At 71.8% G+C, this 19,442-nt stretch carries 17 protein-coding genes and 1 pseudogene; 12 read left to right on the top strand and 6 right to left on the bottom strand.

Annotation, left to right across the window (positions count from 1 at the left end; translation table 11 throughout):
* Window positions 1-9 precede the first annotated feature (9 nt).
* The gene (locus HNR12_RS14950) at window positions 10-972 is read left to right on the top strand and encodes a DUF2207 domain-containing protein (RefSeq protein WP_179768065.1); all 963 of its coding nucleotides are present in this window, start codon (window positions 10-12) and stop codon (window positions 970-972) included.
* Between the two features lie 139 nt (window positions 973-1,111).
* Window positions 1,112-1,309: a DUF397 domain-containing protein gene (locus tag HNR12_RS14945; protein ID WP_179768064.1), complete on the top strand. Its 198-nt coding sequence runs from the start codon at window positions 1,112-1,114 to the stop codon at window positions 1,307-1,309.
* Here HNR12_RS14945 and HNR12_RS28510 read toward each other — a convergent pair.
* Both HNR12_RS28510 and HNR12_RS28505 read right to left on the bottom strand, forming a co-directional pair.
* Window positions 1,290-1,745, bottom strand: coding sequence for an MFS transporter (locus tag HNR12_RS28510; protein WP_246425539.1), 456 nt, complete (start codon window positions 1,743-1,745; stop codon window positions 1,290-1,292). The genes HNR12_RS14945 and HNR12_RS28510 overlap by 20 nt on opposite strands.
* A gap of 121 nt (window positions 1,746-1,866) precedes the next feature.
* Window positions 1,867-2,628: pseudogene (locus HNR12_RS28505) on the bottom strand (MFS transporter); the annotation flags it as partial.
* 377 nt (window positions 2,629-3,005) lie between these two features.
* On the opposite strand from HNR12_RS28505, the gene HNR12_RS14935 reads away from it, so the two are divergent.
* Window positions 3,006-3,560 carry a hypothetical protein gene (locus HNR12_RS14935; protein ID WP_179768063.1) on the top strand — a complete coding sequence of 185 codons (555 nt, stop codon included), beginning with the start codon at window positions 3,006-3,008 and terminating at the stop codon, window positions 3,558-3,560.
* A 117-nt stretch (window positions 3,561-3,677) separates the two neighbouring features.
* On the opposite strand, the gene HNR12_RS14930 is transcribed toward HNR12_RS14935, so the two are convergent.
* Window positions 3,678-4,046 (bottom strand): cupin domain-containing protein, encoded by a 369-nt coding sequence (locus HNR12_RS14930; RefSeq protein WP_179768062.1) that lies wholly within the window; start codon window positions 4,044-4,046, stop codon window positions 3,678-3,680.
* Window positions 4,047-4,123: 77 nt separating this feature from the next.
* Between HNR12_RS14930 and HNR12_RS29175 the strand changes: the two genes are divergently transcribed.
* The 4 genes from HNR12_RS29175 to HNR12_RS14910 all read left to right on the top strand — a co-directional run bounded on the left by HNR12_RS29175 (window position 4,124) and on the right by HNR12_RS14910 (window position 8,377).
* Window positions 4,124-4,606 carry a MarR family winged helix-turn-helix transcriptional regulator gene (locus tag HNR12_RS29175; RefSeq protein WP_179768061.1) on the top strand — a complete coding sequence of 161 codons (483 nt, stop codon included), beginning with the start codon at window positions 4,124-4,126 and terminating at the stop codon, window positions 4,604-4,606.
* A 243-nt stretch (window positions 4,607-4,849) separates the two neighbouring features.
* Window positions 4,850-5,308, top strand: a complete 459-nt coding sequence (locus HNR12_RS14920; RefSeq protein ID WP_179768060.1) for a hypothetical protein — start codon at window positions 4,850-4,852, stop codon at window positions 5,306-5,308.
* Between the two features lie 248 nt (window positions 5,309-5,556).
* Complete coding sequence (locus HNR12_RS14915; protein ID WP_179768059.1) at window positions 5,557-7,908, top strand: hypothetical protein; 2,352 nt, start codon at window positions 5,557-5,559, stop codon at window positions 7,906-7,908.
* On the top strand, window positions 7,901-8,377 hold the full coding sequence (locus HNR12_RS14910; RefSeq protein WP_179768058.1) for a hypothetical protein: 477 nt from the start codon (window positions 7,901-7,903) through the stop codon (window positions 8,375-8,377). The genes HNR12_RS14915 and HNR12_RS14910 overlap by 8 nt, the downstream gene beginning before the upstream one ends.
* Before the next feature lie 125 nt (window positions 8,378-8,502).
* On the opposite strand, the gene HNR12_RS14905 is transcribed toward HNR12_RS14910, so the two are convergent.
* Window positions 8,503-9,609, bottom strand: coding sequence for a citrate synthase 2 (locus HNR12_RS14905; protein ID WP_179768057.1), 1,107 nt, complete (start codon window positions 9,607-9,609; stop codon window positions 8,503-8,505).
* Between the two features lie 146 nt (window positions 9,610-9,755).
* Here HNR12_RS14905 and pdxH point away from each other — a divergent pair, with 146 nt between their 5' ends.
* From pdxH to HNR12_RS14890, 3 genes are all read left to right on the top strand, one after another.
* A complete protein-coding gene (gene pdxH / locus HNR12_RS14900; RefSeq protein WP_179768056.1) occupies window positions 9,756-10,427 on the top strand; it encodes a pyridoxamine 5'-phosphate oxidase in 672 nt (223 codons plus the stop codon).
* A 304-nt stretch (window positions 10,428-10,731) separates the two neighbouring features.
* Window positions 10,732-11,442 carry a metal-dependent transcriptional regulator gene (locus HNR12_RS14895; RefSeq protein ID WP_179768055.1) on the top strand — a complete coding sequence of 237 codons (711 nt, stop codon included), beginning with the start codon at window positions 10,732-10,734 and terminating at the stop codon, window positions 11,440-11,442.
* A gap of 212 nt (window positions 11,443-11,654) precedes the next feature.
* Window positions 11,655-13,919, top strand: a complete 2,265-nt coding sequence (locus HNR12_RS14890) for an ATP-binding SpoIIE family protein phosphatase (protein WP_179768054.1) — start codon at window positions 11,655-11,657, stop codon at window positions 13,917-13,919.
* A 25-nt stretch (window positions 13,920-13,944) separates the two neighbouring features.
* Here the strand turns inward: HNR12_RS14890 and HNR12_RS14885 are convergent, their stop codons facing one another.
* Entirely contained in the window at window positions 13,945-14,112 is a 168-nt protein-coding gene (locus tag HNR12_RS14885; protein ID WP_179768053.1) for a hypothetical protein, read from the bottom strand.
* Between the two features lie 41 nt (window positions 14,113-14,153).
* Window positions 14,154-15,296: an acyl-CoA dehydrogenase family protein gene (locus HNR12_RS14880; protein WP_179768052.1), complete on the bottom strand. Its 1,143-nt coding sequence runs from the start codon at window positions 15,294-15,296 to the stop codon at window positions 14,154-14,156.
* A gap of 308 nt (window positions 15,297-15,604) precedes the next feature.
* Here HNR12_RS14880 and HNR12_RS14875 point away from each other — a divergent pair, with 308 nt between their 5' ends.
* Both HNR12_RS14875 and HNR12_RS14870 read left to right on the top strand, forming a co-directional pair.
* On the top strand, window positions 15,605-17,644 hold the full coding sequence (locus tag HNR12_RS14875; RefSeq protein ID WP_179768051.1) for an MDR family MFS transporter: 2,040 nt from the start codon (window positions 15,605-15,607) through the stop codon (window positions 17,642-17,644).
* Between the two features lie 112 nt (window positions 17,645-17,756).
* Window positions 17,757-18,899 carry an acetyl-CoA C-acetyltransferase gene (locus tag HNR12_RS14870; protein WP_179768050.1) on the top strand — a complete coding sequence of 381 codons (1,143 nt, stop codon included), beginning with the start codon at window positions 17,757-17,759 and terminating at the stop codon, window positions 18,897-18,899.
* Window positions 18,900-19,442 lie beyond the last annotated feature (543 nt).

Genomic DNA, 19,442 nt, shown 5'->3' with positions numbered 1-19,442 from the left:
CCACTCTTCATGGTGGGCGTTTTCGGAAACCTGGTCATGGCGGCGGCGACCGCCGCGCTTCCGGCGGCGGTGCCGGCCGAGGCGCCGGCCGGCGACCGCTCGGTCGTCGCCTTCGACGCCGACATCACCGTGGGCGGGGACGGTGTGGTGTCGGTCCGTGAGGAGATCACCTACGACTTCGGCGACGGGGGCGGCGGGCCCGCGCACCGGTCGCTGCCGGCGTCCGCGCCGATCGACGGTTCGGCCGAGCAATTCCTGGGCCTCACCGGACTCACCGTCGAGGACGACGCCGGGGTGGAGCCCACGGAGGTGCTGGCCGACGGGGCGTCGGTGCGGTTCGGGTCCGATGGCGGCGACGACCAGTTGACGGGGCGGAAGACGTTCGTCGTCTCCTACGCCTACGAGACCCTGCTCGTGGAGTCCGAGGCGGGCGGCGCGCGGCTGTACCTGGACGTCATCGGCTCCGGCTGGGAGATCCCGGTGGAGTCGGTGACCGCCGAGGTCACCACGCCGGTGGCGGCGCAGGCGGTCGACTGCTACGCGGGCGCGCCCGGGTCGCGGGACGAGTGCACGGGCCGGGGGACCGCCACGGGCGCCGCCACCGTCACGTTCACCCAGGACCGGGTGGCGCCCGGTGAGGCGTTCAGCGTCGACGTGGTCCTGCCCGCAGACGCGCCGGTCACCGTGAACGAGGCGGAGCCGGTCGGCGGCGGAGCGGACACCGGCCCCGCCGACAGCGAGCTTTCGCCCTTCTACATCGCGGTCGGGGCCATCGCGGGAGTCATGTTCCTGGTCGGCGTGGCGCAGGCCATCACCCTCGCCGGCGGCGGGGGCTCGGGCCGGCGCGGCGGCTACCACGGCGGATCGGGCGGCGGAGTCGGCGGTTTCGGCGGCGGAGGAGGAGGGGGCGGTGGCGGAGGCGGCGGGGGTGGCGGCGCCGGAGGCGGCGGCGGGGGCGGAGGCGGCGGCTGACCCGGCCGGGCGCCGGGTCCGCGCGGGACCGCGGCCGCGACGGGGCGTGCGGAAATGAGCCGGTCATCCCACAACGGGGAGTTGACGCGGGAATGGCGAAACGCCTGAAAAGGACCAAAGTCCCGATGTACAAAGAAGCATGCGCGCCACAACTCCATTTCCAACCGATGCTTTCCGTACCTCCAGTTACACGCGCAGTGAGAACTGCGTGGAGGTAGCCGACGCCCCCGGCGCCTCGGCGGTACGGGACAGCAAGAACCGCCAAATCGGAGTCATTCAGTTCCCCTCGGCTGAATGGATCCACTTCCTCGGCGCGGTCAAGGCCGACCAGACCTGACCGCGCTCCGGGGCTGATCCCGGCCCTGTTCCCGCTCCTCGGCCGGCGTGCGCGCATCACGCAGGCAGAGGAGCGGGAGCGGGGTCGCCAGCAGGAGCAGGCCCGCCACCGCCACGGCGGTGCGGGTGTCGGTGGCGCCGGCGAGCAGGCCGGCGGCGGCGGTCGCCGCGGCCACGGCGGCCTTTCCGGTGACCGTCCAGGCCGTGAGGACGCGGGCCACCCGTTCGGGCGGGGTCCGGTCGAGGCGGAACGCCGCCGACACCGGGCTGAACACCCCGATGCTGGTGACCAGGGCCAGTTGGACCGCCACGACCAGCACGAGCCCGGCGGTGCCGGGACCCACGAACACCAGGCCCACCGGCCAGCACACCCGGACGATCCCCGACCCCACGAGGACGGCGCGGCGGCCGAAGCGGGCGACGAGCGGCTGGGCCAGGCGGGCGCCGATCAGGCCGCCGACACAGGGCAGGGCGAACGCCAGGCCGTACTGCCAGGGGGGCGAACCCGAGGTCGTCCAGCATGAGCACGCTCATCAGCGGGGCGGTCGCCATGATGAGGCTGTTGACCGGCACCGTGTTGAGGAACAGGGGGCGCAGGACGGGGTCGGCGAGGACGTACCGCCAGCCGTCGGCGAGGTCGGCGGCCCGCATTCGGGGAACCCGGGACTCGCGGGCGGGCGTGGCGGCCTCAGCGGGCGCGGCGGTCTTGGGGGGCTCGCGGTCCGGCGCGCCGGGGCGCGGCTCCCGGCCGCCGACGGCGCGCAGGCCCACGGCCGACAGCAGGTAGCTGATGGCGTCGGCCGCGAGCGTGGCCACCGGGCCCAGGAGCCCGGCGACGGCGCCGCCCAGGGGCGGACCGGCGATGGTCGCGGTCCAGGTGGCCGACTCCAGCCGGGCGTTGGCGGCGACCAGCTCTTCGGGCGGCACGAGCCACTTCAGGAAGGCGCCGTGGGCGGCGCGGAAGGCGATGTCGGCGGTCGCGGCGACCACCGCCACGACCAGGAGTTGGGCGAACGACAGGACGCCGAGCACGTAGGCGGCGGGAACGCTGAGCAGGGCGGCGAACCGGATCAGGTCCATCGCGATCATGACGGGCCGCTTGCGGCGGAACTCCACCCACGGCGCGAGCGGCACCGCCACGGCCGCGCCCACGGCCAGCGCCGCCGCCGACAGCATCGAGACCTCGGCGGGTCCGGCGTGGAGCACGGTGATGGCCACGAGCGGGAACGCGCCGAAGGCGAACTGCGTCCCGAACGAACTGACGGCAAAGGCCCCCCACAGCCACCCGAACCGCCGCCCCAGCCTTCGCCGCTCCGCCATGCCCACGCCCTCCGCCCCCGCCTGCCACGACCGGGCAAGTAAAGCGGAGGCCATCGACAGGGGCAACGGGGACCCGGTCGCGCGCCGGACGAGTTGGGCGAGAGGTCGGCGGGGACCGGCCGGCCGGGATACCGCGACCTGGGCGGGTTTCTCCGCCCGCCAAGCGTGGCCGCCGATCTCCATCGGCAATGTGCAGATCAAACGTCGGCATTGAGAAGCTCGCGTCCTTCTGAAGGGGACCACGGGTGCGCTCGTGGGGTTTCGGACCGGTGGAATCGGCCTCCGGTGGCCGGATGCGGCCGTGCGGGTGTGTCGGCGGGCGCGGGGGCGGCAGAATCGCGGTGTCTGTCCGCTCCGTGAGTGCTCGCCAACCGTTCGTGAGCGCTCGGCCGTACCCATGCCCGGCATTCCGGGCCGCGCCCGCAGGTCGATCGAGAGTTGGGACAAGGCACCATGAACACCGTGATGGCCCCGATCAGGGGCGTCCCCCTGCGCGCAGTGCTCGCCGCAGCCGCGGCGACAGGGGCGCTCTGCTCACCGGATGCGGGGGCGGCGCCGACGCCGGTTCCGCATCCGACGGCGAGGCGAGCCCCACCCCCAGCCCCGCCCCCTCACCGTCGCCGACTGAGGAGGAGGGTCCCGAGCCCGCGGACGGCACCGACCTCGCCAGCTGCTCCGACGCCGAGTGCGAGGTCCGCGTCAGCCAGGGCGACGAGATCGACCTCGGCGGCTACACCGGCATCGACGAACTGGTCGTCGCCACCGTGGAGCCGTGGAAGGTCACCTTCTCCCTGTACGGGCCCGGAATCCAGTTCGGCGGCTCCCAGGAGGCGCCGTTCACGGAGATGTCGGCGAACCGCTTCAACGGTGTGGCGGTCCACGTCCTGGGCGCCGACGAGGAGGGTGCGGTCCTCCACATCTCGAAGGCGTGAGGCTCCGGGCCGGGCCACCGCGCCGACGTTCCACCACCGCGGTGGACGGCTGGCGCGGCGCCCGGCCCGGGCGGACGGTCCGGGCGACGGCCGGCGGAGGACGGGCGGAGGCGGCGGTCACTCGGCCCAGGGCAGGGCGCGGGGCTCCTCGCTGCCGGGCACGAAGGCGCGGCCGCCGGCCGGCATCGCGACCAGCGCCTCGACGGGGTCCGCGCCGGCGCGGACCTGCCGGACGGCGCCCGCGGGCAGGACGACGGTCTGCCCGGCGGCGACGGTCTCGGTGCGCCCGGCCGAGGTGACCTCCATCGAGCCGCTGGTCACCGTCCAGACCTGTTCGCGGTCGATCGAGTGCTCCGGGCCCGCCGAACCGGGCTCCATGCGGACCCGCCAGGTGCTGAGTTCGGCGCTGCCCCGGCTGGGGGCGGCCAAGCCGGTCATGGCGGCGTTGGGCGTGGTGACGGCGGGCGCGGGGGTGAGGACGTGCATGGGGTCTCCCAGTGAGTAAACGAGCTTTACTCAACTGAGTAAAGCAGCTTTACCCGCATGTGTCACCATGGAGGACCATGGACCCCGCGCACCGCCACGACCCCCTTGCCCGCGCCGAGCTGACCTTCCTGCTGGGCATGGGCTTCCAGCTCCTGCTCACCGAGTTCACCGACCGCCTCGCGGCCGCGGGGTACGCCGACCTGCGGCCGGTCCACGGGATGGCGTTCCAGGCCCTGCGGGACGGCGGGGCGACCAGCAGCGAGCTGGCCGAGCGCCTTGGGGTGACCAAGCAGGCGGCCGGGCAGATCGTCGACGACCTGGAGAGACGCGGCTACGTGCGCCGGGAGCCGCACCCCGCGGGCGGGCGCCGCCGCCTGGTGGTCCTCACCGGCGCGGCGCGGGAGCACCTGGAGGTGGCGGGCCGCGTCCTGCGCCACCTGGAGGCGGAGGTCGCCGAGGAGGGGGCGGGCGCCGACACCGAGGTCCTGCGGCGCGAACTCGCCCGCCTCATCCGAGCGCTGAGCGGCGACCGGGTGCCGCCGCTGCGCCCTGTGTGGTGAGCGGCCCGGGCAGAGGAATCAGGAGGGGGCCGACCGCGGGAGCGCGTGCGGGACCGGGCGTGCCGCCGGCCGCCTCCCCGGCCGCCGGACACGGGACACCGCCGTCGCGGTGCGCGGCAAGGCGCGCGTCCCGGATTTCGGCGTCCGCCTGGCCGGATGCGGTCTGCGGCGGCGCGGAACGCCTCCCGACGCCGGGGCGTCGGAGGGCACTGACCGCCACCGCCGCGACGCACAAGGACCCGAATGCCTGACCGCCCCTGGCTCAACCCCGTCGAACAGCATCGCATCCTCGGCGAGATCACCCTGCACCTGCTGCCCGTCCTGCCCGCCGGGTGGCGGCAGGTGCTCATCGACTACGCCGCGCTCGGCACCCGGGTCCGGGCCCGCTCGGGGGTCCGCACGGACGGCGGCCGGATCGAGCGCCTGCCGGTGCCGCCGGAGGCGCGCCCCCTGTTCGCGCGGCTGCGCGAGGGGATGTACCGCGCGGGGACGGGCACGTGGTTCGCCATGTCCTACGTGATCAACCCGCCCGACGTGTTCTCGGTCAGGTACGACTACACCGCCCTGCCCGAACTCCTGGCCCCGGTCCCCGCCGAGGCGTTCGCCGAGGAGCAGCGGCGCCTCCCGCGCAGCCCGGAGCACATGCCGGACTGGTTCCAGGCGGGCCTGAAATCACCGGCGGACCAGGCGCGGCAGGACTGACCGCGCCACGCGGCTCAGCCCGGCGCGCGACATACCGTATTCGCTCCTCCACGGGGAGTGTCCGCTTCCGGCCATCTTCCATGTGGGATGCCGCCGTTGATGTTCGTATTCGCAGGCTGCATCACGGAAAGGAGGCAATGCTCCGCCCCGATCCCTGCGAGAGGCGAAATATCCCCTCATTGGGTCACATTGGCGCCTTAGGGTGTTGCGCGGCTGGCGGACGGTAGCGCGTGGCGGAGGCGGAGCGAGTGACGGCGGAGATCCCGGAGGGCCTTGCGGACGGAATCGCGCCCGGTGCCATCGCGATCCCACCCGTTGACCTGGAGAAACTGGAGACGGCGGCCGAGGGGATCAAAAACGTCGGCCAGGACATCTTCGACATCGGGCAGGACATCAAATCCGACTGGGCCGGGCTGGCCGCCTTCTACAGCGCGCCGGAGGAGGACGTCCTCTTCGAGGCGGTCGATCCGGTGGCGACCAAGGGCACGCAGGTGCAGAGCGCGGCCACGGTCATCGGCGACGCGCTGCTCGCCTTCGCCGACGAGGTGCGGCCGATCCTCGCGCGCTGGGAGAGCCTCAAGGACGACGCGACGGCGATGCAGGAGCACATCGCCGGCAACGCCGAATGGGACAAGGACGAGGCCAAGGTCGAGGAGTTCAACACCCTCAACAACGACCTGATCAAGGTCCAGAACGACTTCATGGCCGCCGAGCGCGACTGCGCCAACAAGATCACCGCGCTCTTCGGCGGCACGACGTTCGTGGCGGTGGAGCCCGGCACCGACCCCGACCTCGGGCCGGACACGCAGGGCTACGGCTACACCGAGGCCCCGCGCGACGCCGCCACGCCGTGGGCCGTCCCGCAGCAGCACGACGCCGCCTGGTACGTCGACGTCGGATCGGCGGTCGGCGACTTCGCCTGGGCGTTCGTGACCGACCCGGCAAGCTCCATCGGCGCCTACCACCCCGCCACGGACACGTGGACGGCCGACGCCGACCAGATGCTGGCCAACGCCGGGGAGTTCTGGTACGGGACGGCCGTGGGCGCGATGTCGCTGATGGGTGTCTCGGTGGAGAACGGCCTCGGCTTCCAGAGCCTGGAGGCCACGGGCGCGGCGTGGGCGGACATGGCCCACGCCTTCTTCCCGTGGACGGAACTGGAGGACCGCCCGGGGTACGCGGGCACGACCGCGGGCCTCAACATCACCGCCGACGTCATCGCCCTGGCCTCCATCGCCAGCGGCGTGGGCGCCCCGGCGGGTATCGCCCTGCTCGCCCGCAAGGGCTTCGGGGCATTACGCACCCTCAACACCGTGGGCGACGGCCCGGCTCCGGGCGGGCCGGACATCGACGTGCGGCGACCCGACCTCGACGTCGAGCTGCCGGGACCGCGCACCGGCGCCGCCACCGGGGCCGCCCTGGACGGCGCGCCGGACCTGGAGATGCCGGCACCGGGCAGCGGCCTGCCCACGGCCCAGGAACTGCAGCGCTTCCTCGACACCACCGAGCTGTACGCGAACGACGAGCAGCACCCCGACATCCCGCAGACCACCCCCGAGGCCGCCCGCCCCGCCACAAGAGAGCCCGCCCTGGTCGGCGCCCCCGAGTACGACATCCAGGCCAACGCCGACGACCCCACCCCCACCAACCGCCCCCGCCACGACGACACCGAGGACACACCGACCCAGACGGAACAGCCAAGGCCGCAACCCACAGCCAAGCCGCCCAGTACTGGACCGGAGATTCCGCTCGGCCGTGAAGGGGCGGCTTCACCGACCGGCGCAGGCGGAGGCGACGGGCTGGACGGTACCGACGACATGCCTTCCGCAGGCGATCAACTCTCCGCAGAGGAGCCTGTTTTTCCAGCCGAGGGCGAGAGGGAGGAGGAACGGCAAGAAGATCGATATCCAGCCGAGGCGATCCACGGGGATGGGCCTCCATCGAGAGATGATGTGCGCCCCGCCCGAGTGGTGGACATCGAGAAATTTGAGGAGGTCGACTTTGGGTGGACCGACTCTAACGGATACTGGTACGACAATCGGGGCACACCCTATGTTTCATCTCCCGAGTTCGTGCAGGCGGCCGATCGTTACGAGAAAATTCGCAACTTGGACGGTGATGTAGAGGAGATCGCCGATAGGACAGGGTATTCAGCGGATCTTATTTCGAGGATTAAGAATCACCTATTCTGCCAAACGCATGATGTGGCAGTTGGGCCCGGGCGTGTAAATCATGCATACTTCTCTCCGATGTATGAAGTGGCAGATCTATGGCTCAAGGCTGCCGGTGAACTGAAATCCACTGCTGTTGACATGGAGAAGTTTCGCCGGTTGATTGTCCACGAGGGCGTGGAAAGTCGCCTTATGGAAGAGGGGATTCCGTATATCTCCGATCATCCGTCGGCGTTTTCGGATGGGATGTCACGTCCGACCTTCGACCACTTCGGGGCACATAACATGGCTCCTGATGTTAGGCGGGTTCCTTCGTATAACCACTACGCCGCCATGGGAAGGGAACCGGTAGAATTCGAACTGGCGGACGACCTCTCAAACCTCGATGATCTTGTCGAGGTGATCAAGGAGGAATTTTTCGGTGGCTAAATCGACAGAGGAGTTGGCGAAGAGGATCGTTTCATTTGATTGGTCTGAGCCAGGGGTGAACATGGAGGCTCAGGCTGATCGAATGGTTGAGTATTTGAGGCGGGCGGCGCTATGGTCCGAGGTGCTCGATGCGCCCTGGCCGTTTTTTGATTATGCTCTTGCGGTAGACAGCGGGGTGCGGGCTCCTGAAGGGCTGGTGCAAGAGGTTGAAAACAGCCTTCCTCCGCATCTCCACCTGATGGTCAGGTATACCTGCGTCTGGGCGCTGCATTTCAGGGAGTTGAGGGCGCATTCTGGTCCAGTGCTTCCCGCATTGCCGGATCCGTTTGTTCCGTTGCTTGAGATGTATCAGCAAGGTGACTCGTGGCAAGTCAACGGTGCGGGGTTCATTGAGGTCGGCATCATTGGAATCCCAAGAAACTCTCGCGAGAAGTATGTTTCCGACACTCCGTTTCCGCCCATCAAGTGAATATTTCCAGTGGAAGTGGAACGCCTGTCCCCGGTACAGCGGAAGGCCCAGCGATCCGTCCTCGATCGCTGGGCCTTCCACGTGCGGGCTGAACTCGCCGGGCGGTGGCCGGCGGCGAGAGGTGGCTACACCCCCTGGGCCAGGGCCTCGTCGGCGCCTGCCACCTGCTTGATGTCGCGGGCCGCGGGGCCGACGTACTTGGCGCTGGGGCGGACCAGGCGGCCGGTGCGCTTCTGCTCCAGGATGTGGGCCGACCAGCCGGCGGTCCGGGCGCAGGTGAACATGGACGTGAACAGCTCCGAGGGGATCTCGGCGAAGTCCAGGACCACCGCGGCCCAGTACTCCACGTTCGTGGCGAGCACGCGGTCGGGCTTGCGGGCGTGCAGCTCCTCCAGGGCCGCCGTCTCCAGGGCCTGGGCGACCTCGAAGCGCGGGGCGTTGAGCTCCTTGGCCGTGCGGCGCAGCACCCGGGCGCGCGGGTCCTCCGCCCGGTAGACGCGGTGGCCGAAGCCCATGAGGCGCTCGCCCTGGTCCAGGGCGCGCTGGACGTAGGTGCGGGCGTCGCCGATCCGCTCGGTCTCGTCCAGCATGTGCAGCACGCGCGCCGGCGCGCCGCCGTGCAGCGGGCCCGACATCGCGCCGACCGCGCCCGACAGGGCCGCGGCGACGTCCGCGCCCGTGGACGCGATCACGCGGGCGGTGAAGGTGGACGCGTTCATGCCGTGCTCGGCGGCCGAGGTCCAGTAGGCGTCGACGGCCTTGACGTGCCGGGGGTCGGGCTCGCCGCGCAGCTGGATCATGAAGCGCTCGACGATCGAGGTGCCCTCCTCGATGCGGGCGCGCGGCACCTCCGGCAGGTCGCCGCGGGCCGACTGGGCGATGATCGACAGGGCCGCCGAGGCGGCGCGCGCCACGTTGTCGCGGGCCTCGGCGTCGTCGATGTCCAGCAGCGGCTTGAAGCCCCACAGCGGCGCGAGGGCGGCCAGCGCGCTCTGCACGTCGACGCGGACGTCTCCGGTCCGCACCGCCTGGTACACCGGCTCCGCGAAGGGCAGCCCGGGCTCGAAGCTGTTGTCGACCAGCAGCCCCCACACGCGCCCGAAGGTGGTGTGGCCGACGAGGTTCTCGATGTCGACGCCGCGGTAGCGGAGGGCGCCGCCCTCCTTGTCCGGCTCGGCGATCTCCGTCTCGAACGCCACGACTCCTTCGAGCCCCGGTTTGAAGTCCGACATACCGGCTTCCTCCGTGTTTCTCGATCCATGGGCAAGGGTGCGCCCATTGAACCGTTCGGTCATGTTTCGGTGGCACGTGAGGTGTCACTTGTGGTGATGGTGTGCAGGTGGCGCCTACCCCACAGGTCGTGTGAGGATGCTCCACTGTGAGCCAGTGCGACCCCGCGGAACTGCGCCAGCCCTACCTCGGCCCGCCGTTGCGGCGGAGCGACATGGCCGCCCATCCCATGCAGCAGTTTCACACGTGGTTCACACAGGCACACACGGCGGGTCTGGCCGAGCCCAACGCCATGGTCCTGGCCACGGTCGAGCCCAGCGGGGCGCCCCGGGCGCGGACCGTCCTCCTCAAAGGGTACGACCGCTCCGGCCTGCGCTTTTTCACCAACTACGGCTCGCGCAAGGGGCGCGCGCTGGAGGCCGAGCCGCGGGCCTCGGCGGTGTTCCCCTGGCACGCGATCCGCCGCCAGGTGCTCGTCGCGGGCCGTGTCGAACGTCTCAGCGACGCCGAGAACGACGCCTACTTCCGCACCCGCCCCAGGGGTTCACAGATCGGCGCGTGGGCGAGCGAGCGCCAGTCCAGCCCCGTCGCCGACCGCGGGGAGCTGGACCGCCTCTACGCGGGCTTCGCCGCCACCTGGCCCGAGGACGCCGAGGTTCCGCGCCCGGGCTACTGGGGCGGCTACCGGATCGTCCCCGAGGAGGTGGAGTTCTGGCAGGGCGGGGCCGACCGCATGCACGACCGATTCCGTTACATGAGGGGCGCGGGGGCCGACCCCCACGACGAGGCGGTGTGGCTGCTGGAGCGCCTCGCCCCCTGACACACCCGCCCCGCGCACCCGTCCCGGCCTCCCGGGGGAGCCCCTCGGGCGCAGCCGCACCGGAGGGCGCGGGAGCCCCGGCCGACACTGTGGCGCATGCCACATTGCGGCGAAGTGGGTTGTCTGTTGCCGAGGTATGATGAAGCCAGATCGGTGGCCGCTCCCGCGGCCAGGGCGCAGCGGCCGGCCTCTGACCGGGTCACGACTTCGGCTCCTCGGCAGACGGCCGGAATCCCCTGCGACCGGCCTGTGTTGAGAGTCTGCCGTCGTCGACTCTCGACGGCCCACGAGGGGAGGGGGAGCCTTGACCGCACACGGGCTTATCGACACCACGGAGATGTACCTCCGCACGATCTTCGAGCTGGAGGAAGAGGGCATTGTGCCGCTGCGCGCCCGCATCGCCGAGCGCCTGCAGCAGAGCGGCCCCACCGTGAGCCAGACTGTGGCGCGCATGGAGCGCGACGGCCTGCTCCGGGTCGAGAACGACCGCCACCTCGTCATGACCGAGGACGGCCGCCGTCTCGCCACCCACGTCATGCGCAAGCACCGCCTCGCCGAACGCCTGCTGGTCGACGTCATCGGCCTGCCGTGGGAGGACGTCCACGTCGAGGCCTGCCGCTGGGAGCACGTCATCTCCGAGGCCGTCGAGGAGCGCCTGGTCAAGCTCCTGAACGCCCCCTCGGTGTGTCCCCACGGCAACCCCATCCCCGGCCTCGAGGAGCTGGGGCTGGACGACTACTCCCCCGAGCCCTTCTCCGGCGACTCCATCGTGCCGATGCTGGAGGTCGCCAACGGCACCGAGGTCACGGTCACGGTCCGGCGCATCAGCGAGCAGCTGCAAAGCGACCCCGAGGTCATGCTCGATCTCAAGCACTCCGGGGTACAACCTGAGCAGGAAGTCACGCTCGTCGCGAGCGACAACGGCGTACAGGTGATTGGTGGTAGCGGCAAGGATGGCGAGACCAGCGAACTGTCCCGGCAGATCGCAAGCCACATTTTCGTCACCAAGCCCTGACCGCCCCACCCCCTCCGCGCGGCCGGCGCGCCCGCCGTCGCCCCTTCCCGCCAACCGAAATGTAACGTTGCTCTGCAGATACACCCCCGGTAGGGCTATGCTCACCCCATGGTTCGCGGCAGCCAGTGCAAGCAGGCCCGCCGCACGGGGGCAGTACGGATCGTGCGGCCGGGCGTCATGACCCCGGCCGGCGAGGTCGAGGTGGCGGCTGTATGAACCAACGGGGGGACGACTTCCGCCACGATGGTGCCTTCACGGGGGCGGCGGTCTTCGAGCACGCTCAGACGGCGGTGGTGGTCGCCGACCGCGCGGGCCGGCTGAGACACATCAATCCCTACGCCCGCGCCATGTTCGGGCTCTCCGCCGACGACGGCCACCTCCTGGGCCGGTCGTTCACCGACCTCGGCATCCAGGACTCCGACCGCGACCGCGCCGACCAGCTCGTGCGGCGCGTGCTGCGCGGCGAGACCTGGGACGGCACCTTCGCCGTCGTGCGGGCCGACTCCGCCTGGCTGCACATCCGGGTCAGCGCCGTGCCCCTCAAGTCGCCCGCGGGCGCCGTGGACGGCTTCGTCGTCTTCGCCGACGAGGCCCTGCGCAGCGGCCGCGTCGAGGACCTCTACGGCCTGCTCGACCGCGTCGGCAGCCGCCTGGCCGGCTCGCTGGAGTTCGGGTCCACCATGAAGGCGGTCGCCGAGATCCTGGTGCCGCAGTTCGCCCACCACTGCTTCATCGACCTCTTCGACCACGACCGCCTCGTCCGGCACGTCTCGGTGCACGCCGAGGGCTGGACCCCGCCCGCGGGCACCTGGTTCGACGTCGGCGAGGAGGTCCGCTACCCCGACCGCCACTTCGTCTACACCGCCATGCGGCGCTTCGAGACGGTGCTCGTCAGCGACTACGCCTACGCCTACGAGACCGACGACGCGCGCTCGGCCCGCGTCGCCGAGCAGGTGGGGGTGACCTCGGCCATCGCGGCGCCGCTGCGCGCCCGCGGCGAACTCCTGGGCGTGCTCACGCTCGCCCTCTCGCGCCTGTCGCCCCGGCAGAAGACCCGCTACGGCGGCTTCGACCGCGACCTGGTGGGCGCGCTCGCCTCACGGGTGGCGCTGGCCATCGACAACGCCCGCCTGTTCGAGGAGGAGCGCCGCACCGCGCTCGCCTTCCAGCAGAGCCTGCTGCCGCGCGGGGAGTTCCCGCCCTTCGACGGCCTCACCATCGCCCACCGCTACGTCCCCGCCAAGCCGCTGGAGGCGCACGGCCACGGCATCCAGACCCAGGTCGGCGGCGACTTCTACGACGTCATCCCGCTGTCGGCGGGGCGCGTGGGGCTGGTGATCGGCGACGTCGAGGGCCGCGGCCCGCACGCCGCGGCCGTCATGGGGCAGATGCGCGCCGCCCTGCGCGCGTTCGCCCAGGCCGACCGCGAGCCCGCCGACATCCTCCTCGCGCTCGACGAGTGGGTGCGCCAACTCGGCCGCCCCGACGGCTCCGGCGGCACCTGGGTGCCCAGCGTGAGCTGCCTGTACATGGTCTACGACGCCTGGTCGCGGGAGCTGTCCTACGCCAACGCCGGCCACCAGGCGCCGCTGCTCATCAACGACGGCCAGGTCGAGGAGCTCGCGCTGGAGGTCTCCGACACCCTGCTGGGGGTGCGGGCGCGCGGCGGCAGCGGGCTGGAGGACGCCGTCTACCACCAGGCCAACCTCGAACTCCCGGCCGGGGCCACCCTGCTGCTCTACACCGACGGCCTGGTCGACCGCCGCCCCCTCGGCGGCAGCGTCGACATCCCCCGGTCGATGGAGTACCTCTACGAGCGGGTCCGCGAGGTCGCCGACAAGGACGTCGACCAGATCGCCGAGACCGCCCTGACCGCCGTGCCCGGCGAGATCGACGACGACACCGCCCTGCTGGTGGTGCGCACCCACCCCGGCGAACTCGCCATGGAGGAGGGCTGGTTCATCGCCGAGGCGCCCACGGTCGGCGACGCCCGGCACCTGGCCTCCAGCACCTTCAAGAACTGGGGCATGGACCGCGACCAGGCCGAGCTGGCCTGCCTGCTGGTCTCCGAGATCGTCACCAACGTGGTCATCCACGCCACCCCGCACCCGGTGCGCCGGGAGTTCACCGCCGACGGCGTCAAGGACTCCGCCGAGCTGCCCGGCCTGGGCGCCCTCGGCGGCGGGGGCGGCGACGAGTTCGACGAGGACTGGTCGGACCTGCTGGAGGAGGCGGGCGAGGAGCCCGCGCCGCCGCAGGCCACCGAGTTCCTGCTGCGGCTGCGCCGGGGCGCGGAGTCGGTGTGGGTCGAGGTGTTCGACCGCGACCTGCGGCTGCCGCGCATCCGCAGCGCGGGCGCCGACGACGAGGGCGGGCGCGGCCTCTACCTCGTCGACCAGCTCGCCACCCGCTGGGGGTCGCGGCCCACGCCCGACGGCAAGGCCGTGTGGTTCGAGGTCCCGCTGAAGTCGGAGTGACCGCCGGGGCGGCCCCGCCCCGGCGTCAGCGGTTGGACCACGCCCACAGCATCAGCACCACGAAGATGAAGAACACGACGATGCCGCCGGTGGCCCACGGGATGTGGACCCTGCGCCGGAGCCGGCGCACGCCCAGTACCAGCAGGATGACCAGGAGACCGAGGACGATCAGCCCGTCCCACGCGCCAGTCACAGCGATCCCGACCCTTTCGCCAGACCCGTCAGGGGGTGCGGCTACAGGCCCAGCGAGCGGCCCACGATCTCCTTCATGATCTCGGTGGTGCCACCGAAGATCGACTGGATCCGGGCGTCCTGCCATGCCTTAGCCACGGGGTATTCCATCATGTATCCATACCCGCCGTGCAGTTGCAGGCACCGGTCCATGACCCGGTTGGCGAGCTCGGTGGTCCACCACTTCGCCTTGGCGGCGTCCTCGGGCGTCAGCTCGCCCCGGTTGAGCAGGGTGATCGCCCGGTCCACGTAGGTGCGGGCGAGGTCGATCTCGGTGGCGAGTTCAGCCAGCAGGAAACGGGTGTTCTGGAACCTGCTGATCGGGCGTCCGAAAGCCGTGCGGTTCTTGCAGTACTCGATGGTCTGGTCGAGCACCGCCTCCGACCCGGCGGTGGCCGACACCGCGATCGCCAGCCGCTCCTGCGGCAGGTTGGTCATGAGGTGGACGAACCCCGCGTTCTCGCGTCCGATGAGGTTGGCGGCGGGCACCCGCACGTCGGTGAACGACAGTTCGGCGGTGTCCTGGGCCTTGAGTCCGATCTTGTCGAGGTTGCGGCCCCGCTCGAACCCCGGCATGCCGCGCTCCACGGCCAGCAGGGAGATCCCGTGCGCGCCGGCGCCGGGGTCGGTGCGCGCCACCACGACCACCAGGTCGGCGTTGATGCCGTTGGTGATGAAGGTCTTCTGCCCGTTGAGCACGTAGTGGTCGCCGTCGCGCACGGCGGTGGTCTGGATGCCCTGGAGGTCGCTGCCGGCGCCCGGCTCGGTCATGGCGATGGCGGTGATCAGCTCGCCCGAGGCGAACCCGGGCAGCCACCGGCGGCGCTGCTCCTCGGTGGTCAGCCGCACCAGGTAGGGGGCCATGACGTCGTTCTGCAGGCCGAACCCGAGTCCGCTGGCGCCGACGCGGCAGATCTCCTCGGCGACGATCGCGTTGAAGCGGAAGTCGTCGGTGCCCGAGCCGCCGTACTCGGCGGGCACGCCCAGGCCGAGGATGCCGACCTCGCCGGCCTTGGTCCACACCTCGCGCGGGACGATGCCGTCCTTCTCCCACCGGTCGTGGAAGGGCACCACCTCGCGCTTGAGGAACGCGGCCACCGACTCCCGGTAGAGGTCGTGGTCGGTCTCGAAGATCTCCCGCCGCATGGCCCACTCCTTCGCTGCCGGCCCCACCCGCGCCCGGGCGGCGCGCCCGGTGCGTGACGTACGGCACCACCGTAACCGAATCCCGTTCGGTTCGGCAGGACCGTGCGCCGGCCGAGCCGGGCGCGCGGCCGCCGCCGGCCGGCCCCCGCGCCGGGCGGGGACCGGCTCGGCCCGGGACGGCTGAAGTTTCCGCAAAGTCCGGGTCCGGCCGCGCCCGGCCGTCCGGCCGCCGGCATCGCCCCTGCTTAGGCTGCTGCTGCGTTCACCGTCGTCCACCCGTTCTTCGCGCCGGCAGGGGGCAGCACCCGATGGCAGCCAAGCACGCAGCCCGCACCCGTCCGCGCCGGGAGCCGCGGGGTCGCGCGGGCGCCGCCGTGGTGATGGCGGCCCTGCTGCTGACCGTGCTGCTCGCCGCGCTGGACCAGACGATCGTCTCGACCACGCTGCCCACCATCGTCGGCGACCTCGGCGGCCTCAACCACCTGTCGTGGGTGATCACCGCCTACCTGCTGGCCGTCACGGCCAGCACGCCGCTGTGGGGCAAGCTCGGCGACCAGTTCGGCCGCAAGTGGCTGTTCCTGGCCTGCATCGTGGTGTTCCTGGTCGGATCGGCGCTGTCGGGCACCTCGCAGTCGATGCTCCAGCTCATCCTGTTCCGCGCGCTGCAGGGCGTGGGCGGCGGCGGGCTGATGACGCTGGCCATGGCGATCGTCGGCGACGTGGTGCCGCCCCGCGAGCGCGGCCGGTACCAGGGGTTCTTCGGGGCGTCCTTCGGCGTGGCCAGTGTGGCCGGTCCGCTGCTGGGCGGGCTGTTCGTGGACCACCTGTCCTGGCGCTGGGTCTTCTACATCAACCTGCCGTTGGGCGCGCTGGCCTTCACCGCCGTGCTGCTCGTGCTGCCGGCCACCGGGCGGCGCACCCGGCACCGGATCGACTACGCGGGCACCGCGCTGCTGGCGGGCGCCGCCGTGGTGCTCACCCTGGTCTGCGCCTGGGGCGGCAGCGTCTACGCCTGGACCTCGCCGGTGACGATCGGGCTGGCCGCCGCCGCGCTCCTGCTGGGCGCCGGGTGGTGGCTGAGCGCGCGCCGCGCCGCCGAGCCCGTGATGCCGCTGCACCTGTTCCGCGGCCGCGTGGTGCCCGTCGGCGTGGCCGTGCTGGCGTGCGTGGGGTTCGCGATGATGGGCGCCATGGCCTACCTGCCGCTGTTCCTGCAGGTGGTGCACGGCTACTCGCCCACGGCCTCGGGGCTGCACCTGCTGCCCATGGTGGTGGGCATGCTGGTGACCTCGATCGGCAGCGGCCAGCTGGTCTCCCACACCGGCCGCTACAAGCCCTTCCCGATCGTGGGCATGGCCCTGGTGACGGCGGCCCTGCTGCTGCTGGCCACGCTGGGCCCCGACACCTCGATGGTGGCCATGAGCGGCTACTTCCTGCTGCTGGGCTGCGGGCTGGGGCTGGTCATGCAGGTCGTGCTGACGGCGGTGCAGAACGCCGCCGACTACGCCGACCTGGGCGCGGCCACCTCCACCGCCACCTTCTTCCGCTCCATCGGCGGATCGTTCGGCACGGCGGTGTTCGGCTCGGTCTTCTCGGCGCGGCTGGCCGCCAACCTCCAGGCGCGCGCCGACGAGATCCCCCTGCCGCCGGGGGTGTCGACGGAGCAGCTGGAGACCAGCCCGCGCGTGCTGGACACCCTGCCGGCGGCGGCCCAGGCGCAGTTCCTGCGCGCCTACGCCGACTCCATCGACACCGTGTTCCTGTGCGCGGCGCCGGTGGCGGCGGCCGCGTTCCTGCTGACCCTGCTGCTGCGGGAGATCCCGCTGCGCACCACGACCGGCCACCCCGACCTGCACGAGGCGGTGGCGCCGGTGGCCAGCACGCGCGAGCCCTTGGCGCGTGTCGAGGCCGCCGCCTACCGCGAGGCCGGGCGCGCCGGGCCCCGGCGGATGTATGAGCGGCTGGCGGCGGCGGCCGGCCTGGACCTGTCGCCCGGGGCGTGCTGGGTGCTCAGCCACCTCGCCGTCACCGGGTCGAGCAGCGGCGAGGAGCTGGCGCGCCTGTGCCACCGGCCGGTTGAGGGCCTGGTGCCCGTCCAGGAGGAGCTGCGCCGGGCCGGACTGCTCAACGGCACGGCGGCGCACTGGGCGCTGAGCGCGCGGGGGCGCGACGCCGCCCGACGGCTCCTCGCCGCCCAGGAGGACGCGCTGCGCTCGGCGCTGGCCGACTACGCGCCCGAGGACCACCCCGAGCTGGTCGCGGTGCTGCGCGACGTGGCGCGGCGCACCCTGGGCGACGAGGACGACGCGGCGCTGGCCGGCGAGGCCGGCCGGCCGCGCTACCTGTAGCGCCGGTCCGGGAGGGCGGGGAGGGCGAAGGCGGCCCCGAGGACTTGCCGCGCCGGGCGAACCGAATATGGTTCGGGTTAGGCATCGAAGCGCTCGCCCCTCTGGAGGAACCGTGGCTGAGGCATTCATCGTCGGGGCCGTCCGGACCCCCGTCGGCACCAAGAAGGGCGCCCTGGCCGGCGTGCACCCGGCCGACCTGGGCGCCCACGTGCTCAAGGAGCTGGTCGACCGCACGGGGGTGGATCCGGCGGCGGTCGAGGACGTCGTGATGGGCTGCGTGAGCCAGGTCGGCCCGCAGGCGCTCGACCTCGCCCGCACGGCGTGGCTGTCGGCCGGGCTGCCCGAGACCACCGCCGGCGTCACCATCGACCGCCAGTGCGGGTCCTCCCAGCAGGCAGTGCACTTCGCCGCGCAGGGCGTCATGTCGGGCACCCAGGACCTGGTGGTGGCCTCGGGTGTGGAGAACATGGGCATGGTGCCCATGGGCTCCAACGTCAAGTTCGCGCTGGACGCCGGCCTGTCGGTGTACGGCGAGGGCTGGGCCAAGCGCTACGGCGACCAGGAGATCTCCCAGTTCCGCGGCGCCCAGCTCATGGCCGAGAAGTGGGGCTACAGCCGCGAGGACCTGGAGCGCTACGCGCTGGAGAGCCACCGGCGGGCGGCGGCGGCCCGCCAGGCCGGGTACTTCGCCGAGCAGATCGCCCCGCTGGCCGGGGTGACCCAGGACGAGGGCGTGCGCCCCGACACCACCCTGGAGAAGATGGCCGGGCTGGACCCGCTGCGCGAGGGCTGGGTGCTCACCGCCGCCGTGGCCAGCCAGATCTCGGTGGGCGCGGGCGCGCTGCTCATCGCCTCCGAACGCGCGGTCGAGCGGCACAACCTGACCCCGCTGGCGCGGATCGTGCAGCTGGCCCTGGTCGGCGACGACCCCGTGTACATGCTCACGGCGCCCATCCCCGCGACGCGGATCGCGCTGGAGAAGGCCGGGCTGGGCATCGACGATATCGACGTCACCGAGATCAACGAGGCGTTCGCTCCGGTGCCCATGGCCTGGCTGGACGAGCTGGGCGCCGACCCCGCCAAGACCAACCCCAACGGCGGTGCCATCGCCCTGGGGCACCCGCTGGGCGCCACCGGCGCGGTGCTGATGACCAAGCTGGTGCACGAGCTGCGCCGCACCGGCGGGCGCTACGGCCTGCAGACGATGTGCGAGGGTGGCGGCCAGGCCAACGTCACGATCATCGAGCGGGTCTGAGGCGGCCGGGTCCCGGCCGCGGCGGGCGGGACCCGCGAAAGCGGTCGAGCGGCGCGGGGCACCGGGTGCACCGCGCCGCCGTCGTGTGCCCGGCCCGCCGCGCGCCGGGAAATCCCGCGGTACGCCCCGGGTGAGCGGCGGAGAAAAACAGACATTCGAGGGCGCGGCACTGTTTTCCCTCGTATCCGGGCGGGTGCGGCCCGGTCGGCCGCGGCGCCGCGCGCCCGCCTCCTAGCGCGAGACTTTTGGTATCGGTGCAGGTCAGAACGTTTTTCGGTGGTGTCCTGCGCTGCTGATCAGGCGTTCCGTATCAGATCTTCATTGGCCAAGCGCTGGCGCTGAATTCTGCAACGCATTAAATTGCCTTCATGCTCTTTCGCATTTCCCCAGCGGGGTGTGCTTTGGGCGCAGAATGCCGAAGAGAGGCGCGTTCGCGCCGTCCGATATGCCTTTAGGTGTTTTCGGCGGATGTCGTTTCGCGTGCCGTAGGCCGGCGGCGGACAGGGATCCGGAACCGGGGCGCGGTGCCGGGTAGGGCGGAGG

It is taken from the genome of Streptomonospora nanhaiensis (assembly GCF_013410565.1).
Classification (GTDB): Bacteria; Actinomycetota; Actinomycetes; order Streptosporangiales; family Streptosporangiaceae; genus Streptomonospora; species Streptomonospora nanhaiensis.
The sequence above is the reverse complement of the archived record's forward strand: the minus strand, read 5'-3'. Positions and strand labels throughout refer to the sequence as shown.

Coding starts and splice junctions, on each gene's coding strand:
- HNR12_RS14905 (WP_179768057.1), bottom strand. CDS start 9,609: ATGTCGGACTTCAAACCGGGGCTCGAAGGAGTCGTGGCGTTCGAGACG.
- HNR12_RS14920 (WP_179768060.1), top strand. CDS start 4,850: ATGCCTGACCGCCCCTGGCTCAACCCCGTCGAACAGCATCGCATCCTC.
- HNR12_RS14945 (WP_179768064.1), top strand. CDS start 1,112: ATGCGCGCCACAACTCCATTTCCAACCGATGCTTTCCGTACCTCCAGT.
- HNR12_RS29175 (WP_179768061.1), top strand. CDS start 4,124: ATGGACCCCGCGCACCGCCACGACCCCCTTGCCCGCGCCGAGCTGACC.
- HNR12_RS14875 (WP_179768051.1), top strand. CDS start 15,605: ATGGCAGCCAAGCACGCAGCCCGCACCCGTCCGCGCCGGGAGCCGCGG.
- HNR12_RS14930 (WP_179768062.1), bottom strand. CDS start 4,046: ATGCACGTCCTCACCCCCGCGCCCGCCGTCACCACGCCCAACGCCGCC.
- HNR12_RS14890 (WP_179768054.1), top strand. CDS start 11,655: ATGAACCAACGGGGGGACGACTTCCGCCACGATGGTGCCTTCACGGGG.
- HNR12_RS14950 (WP_179768065.1), top strand. CDS start 10: ATGGTGGGCGTTTTCGGAAACCTGGTCATGGCGGCGGCGACCGCCGCG.
- HNR12_RS14880 (WP_179768052.1), bottom strand. CDS start 15,296: ATGCGGCGGGAGATCTTCGAGACCGACCACGACCTCTACCGGGAGTCG.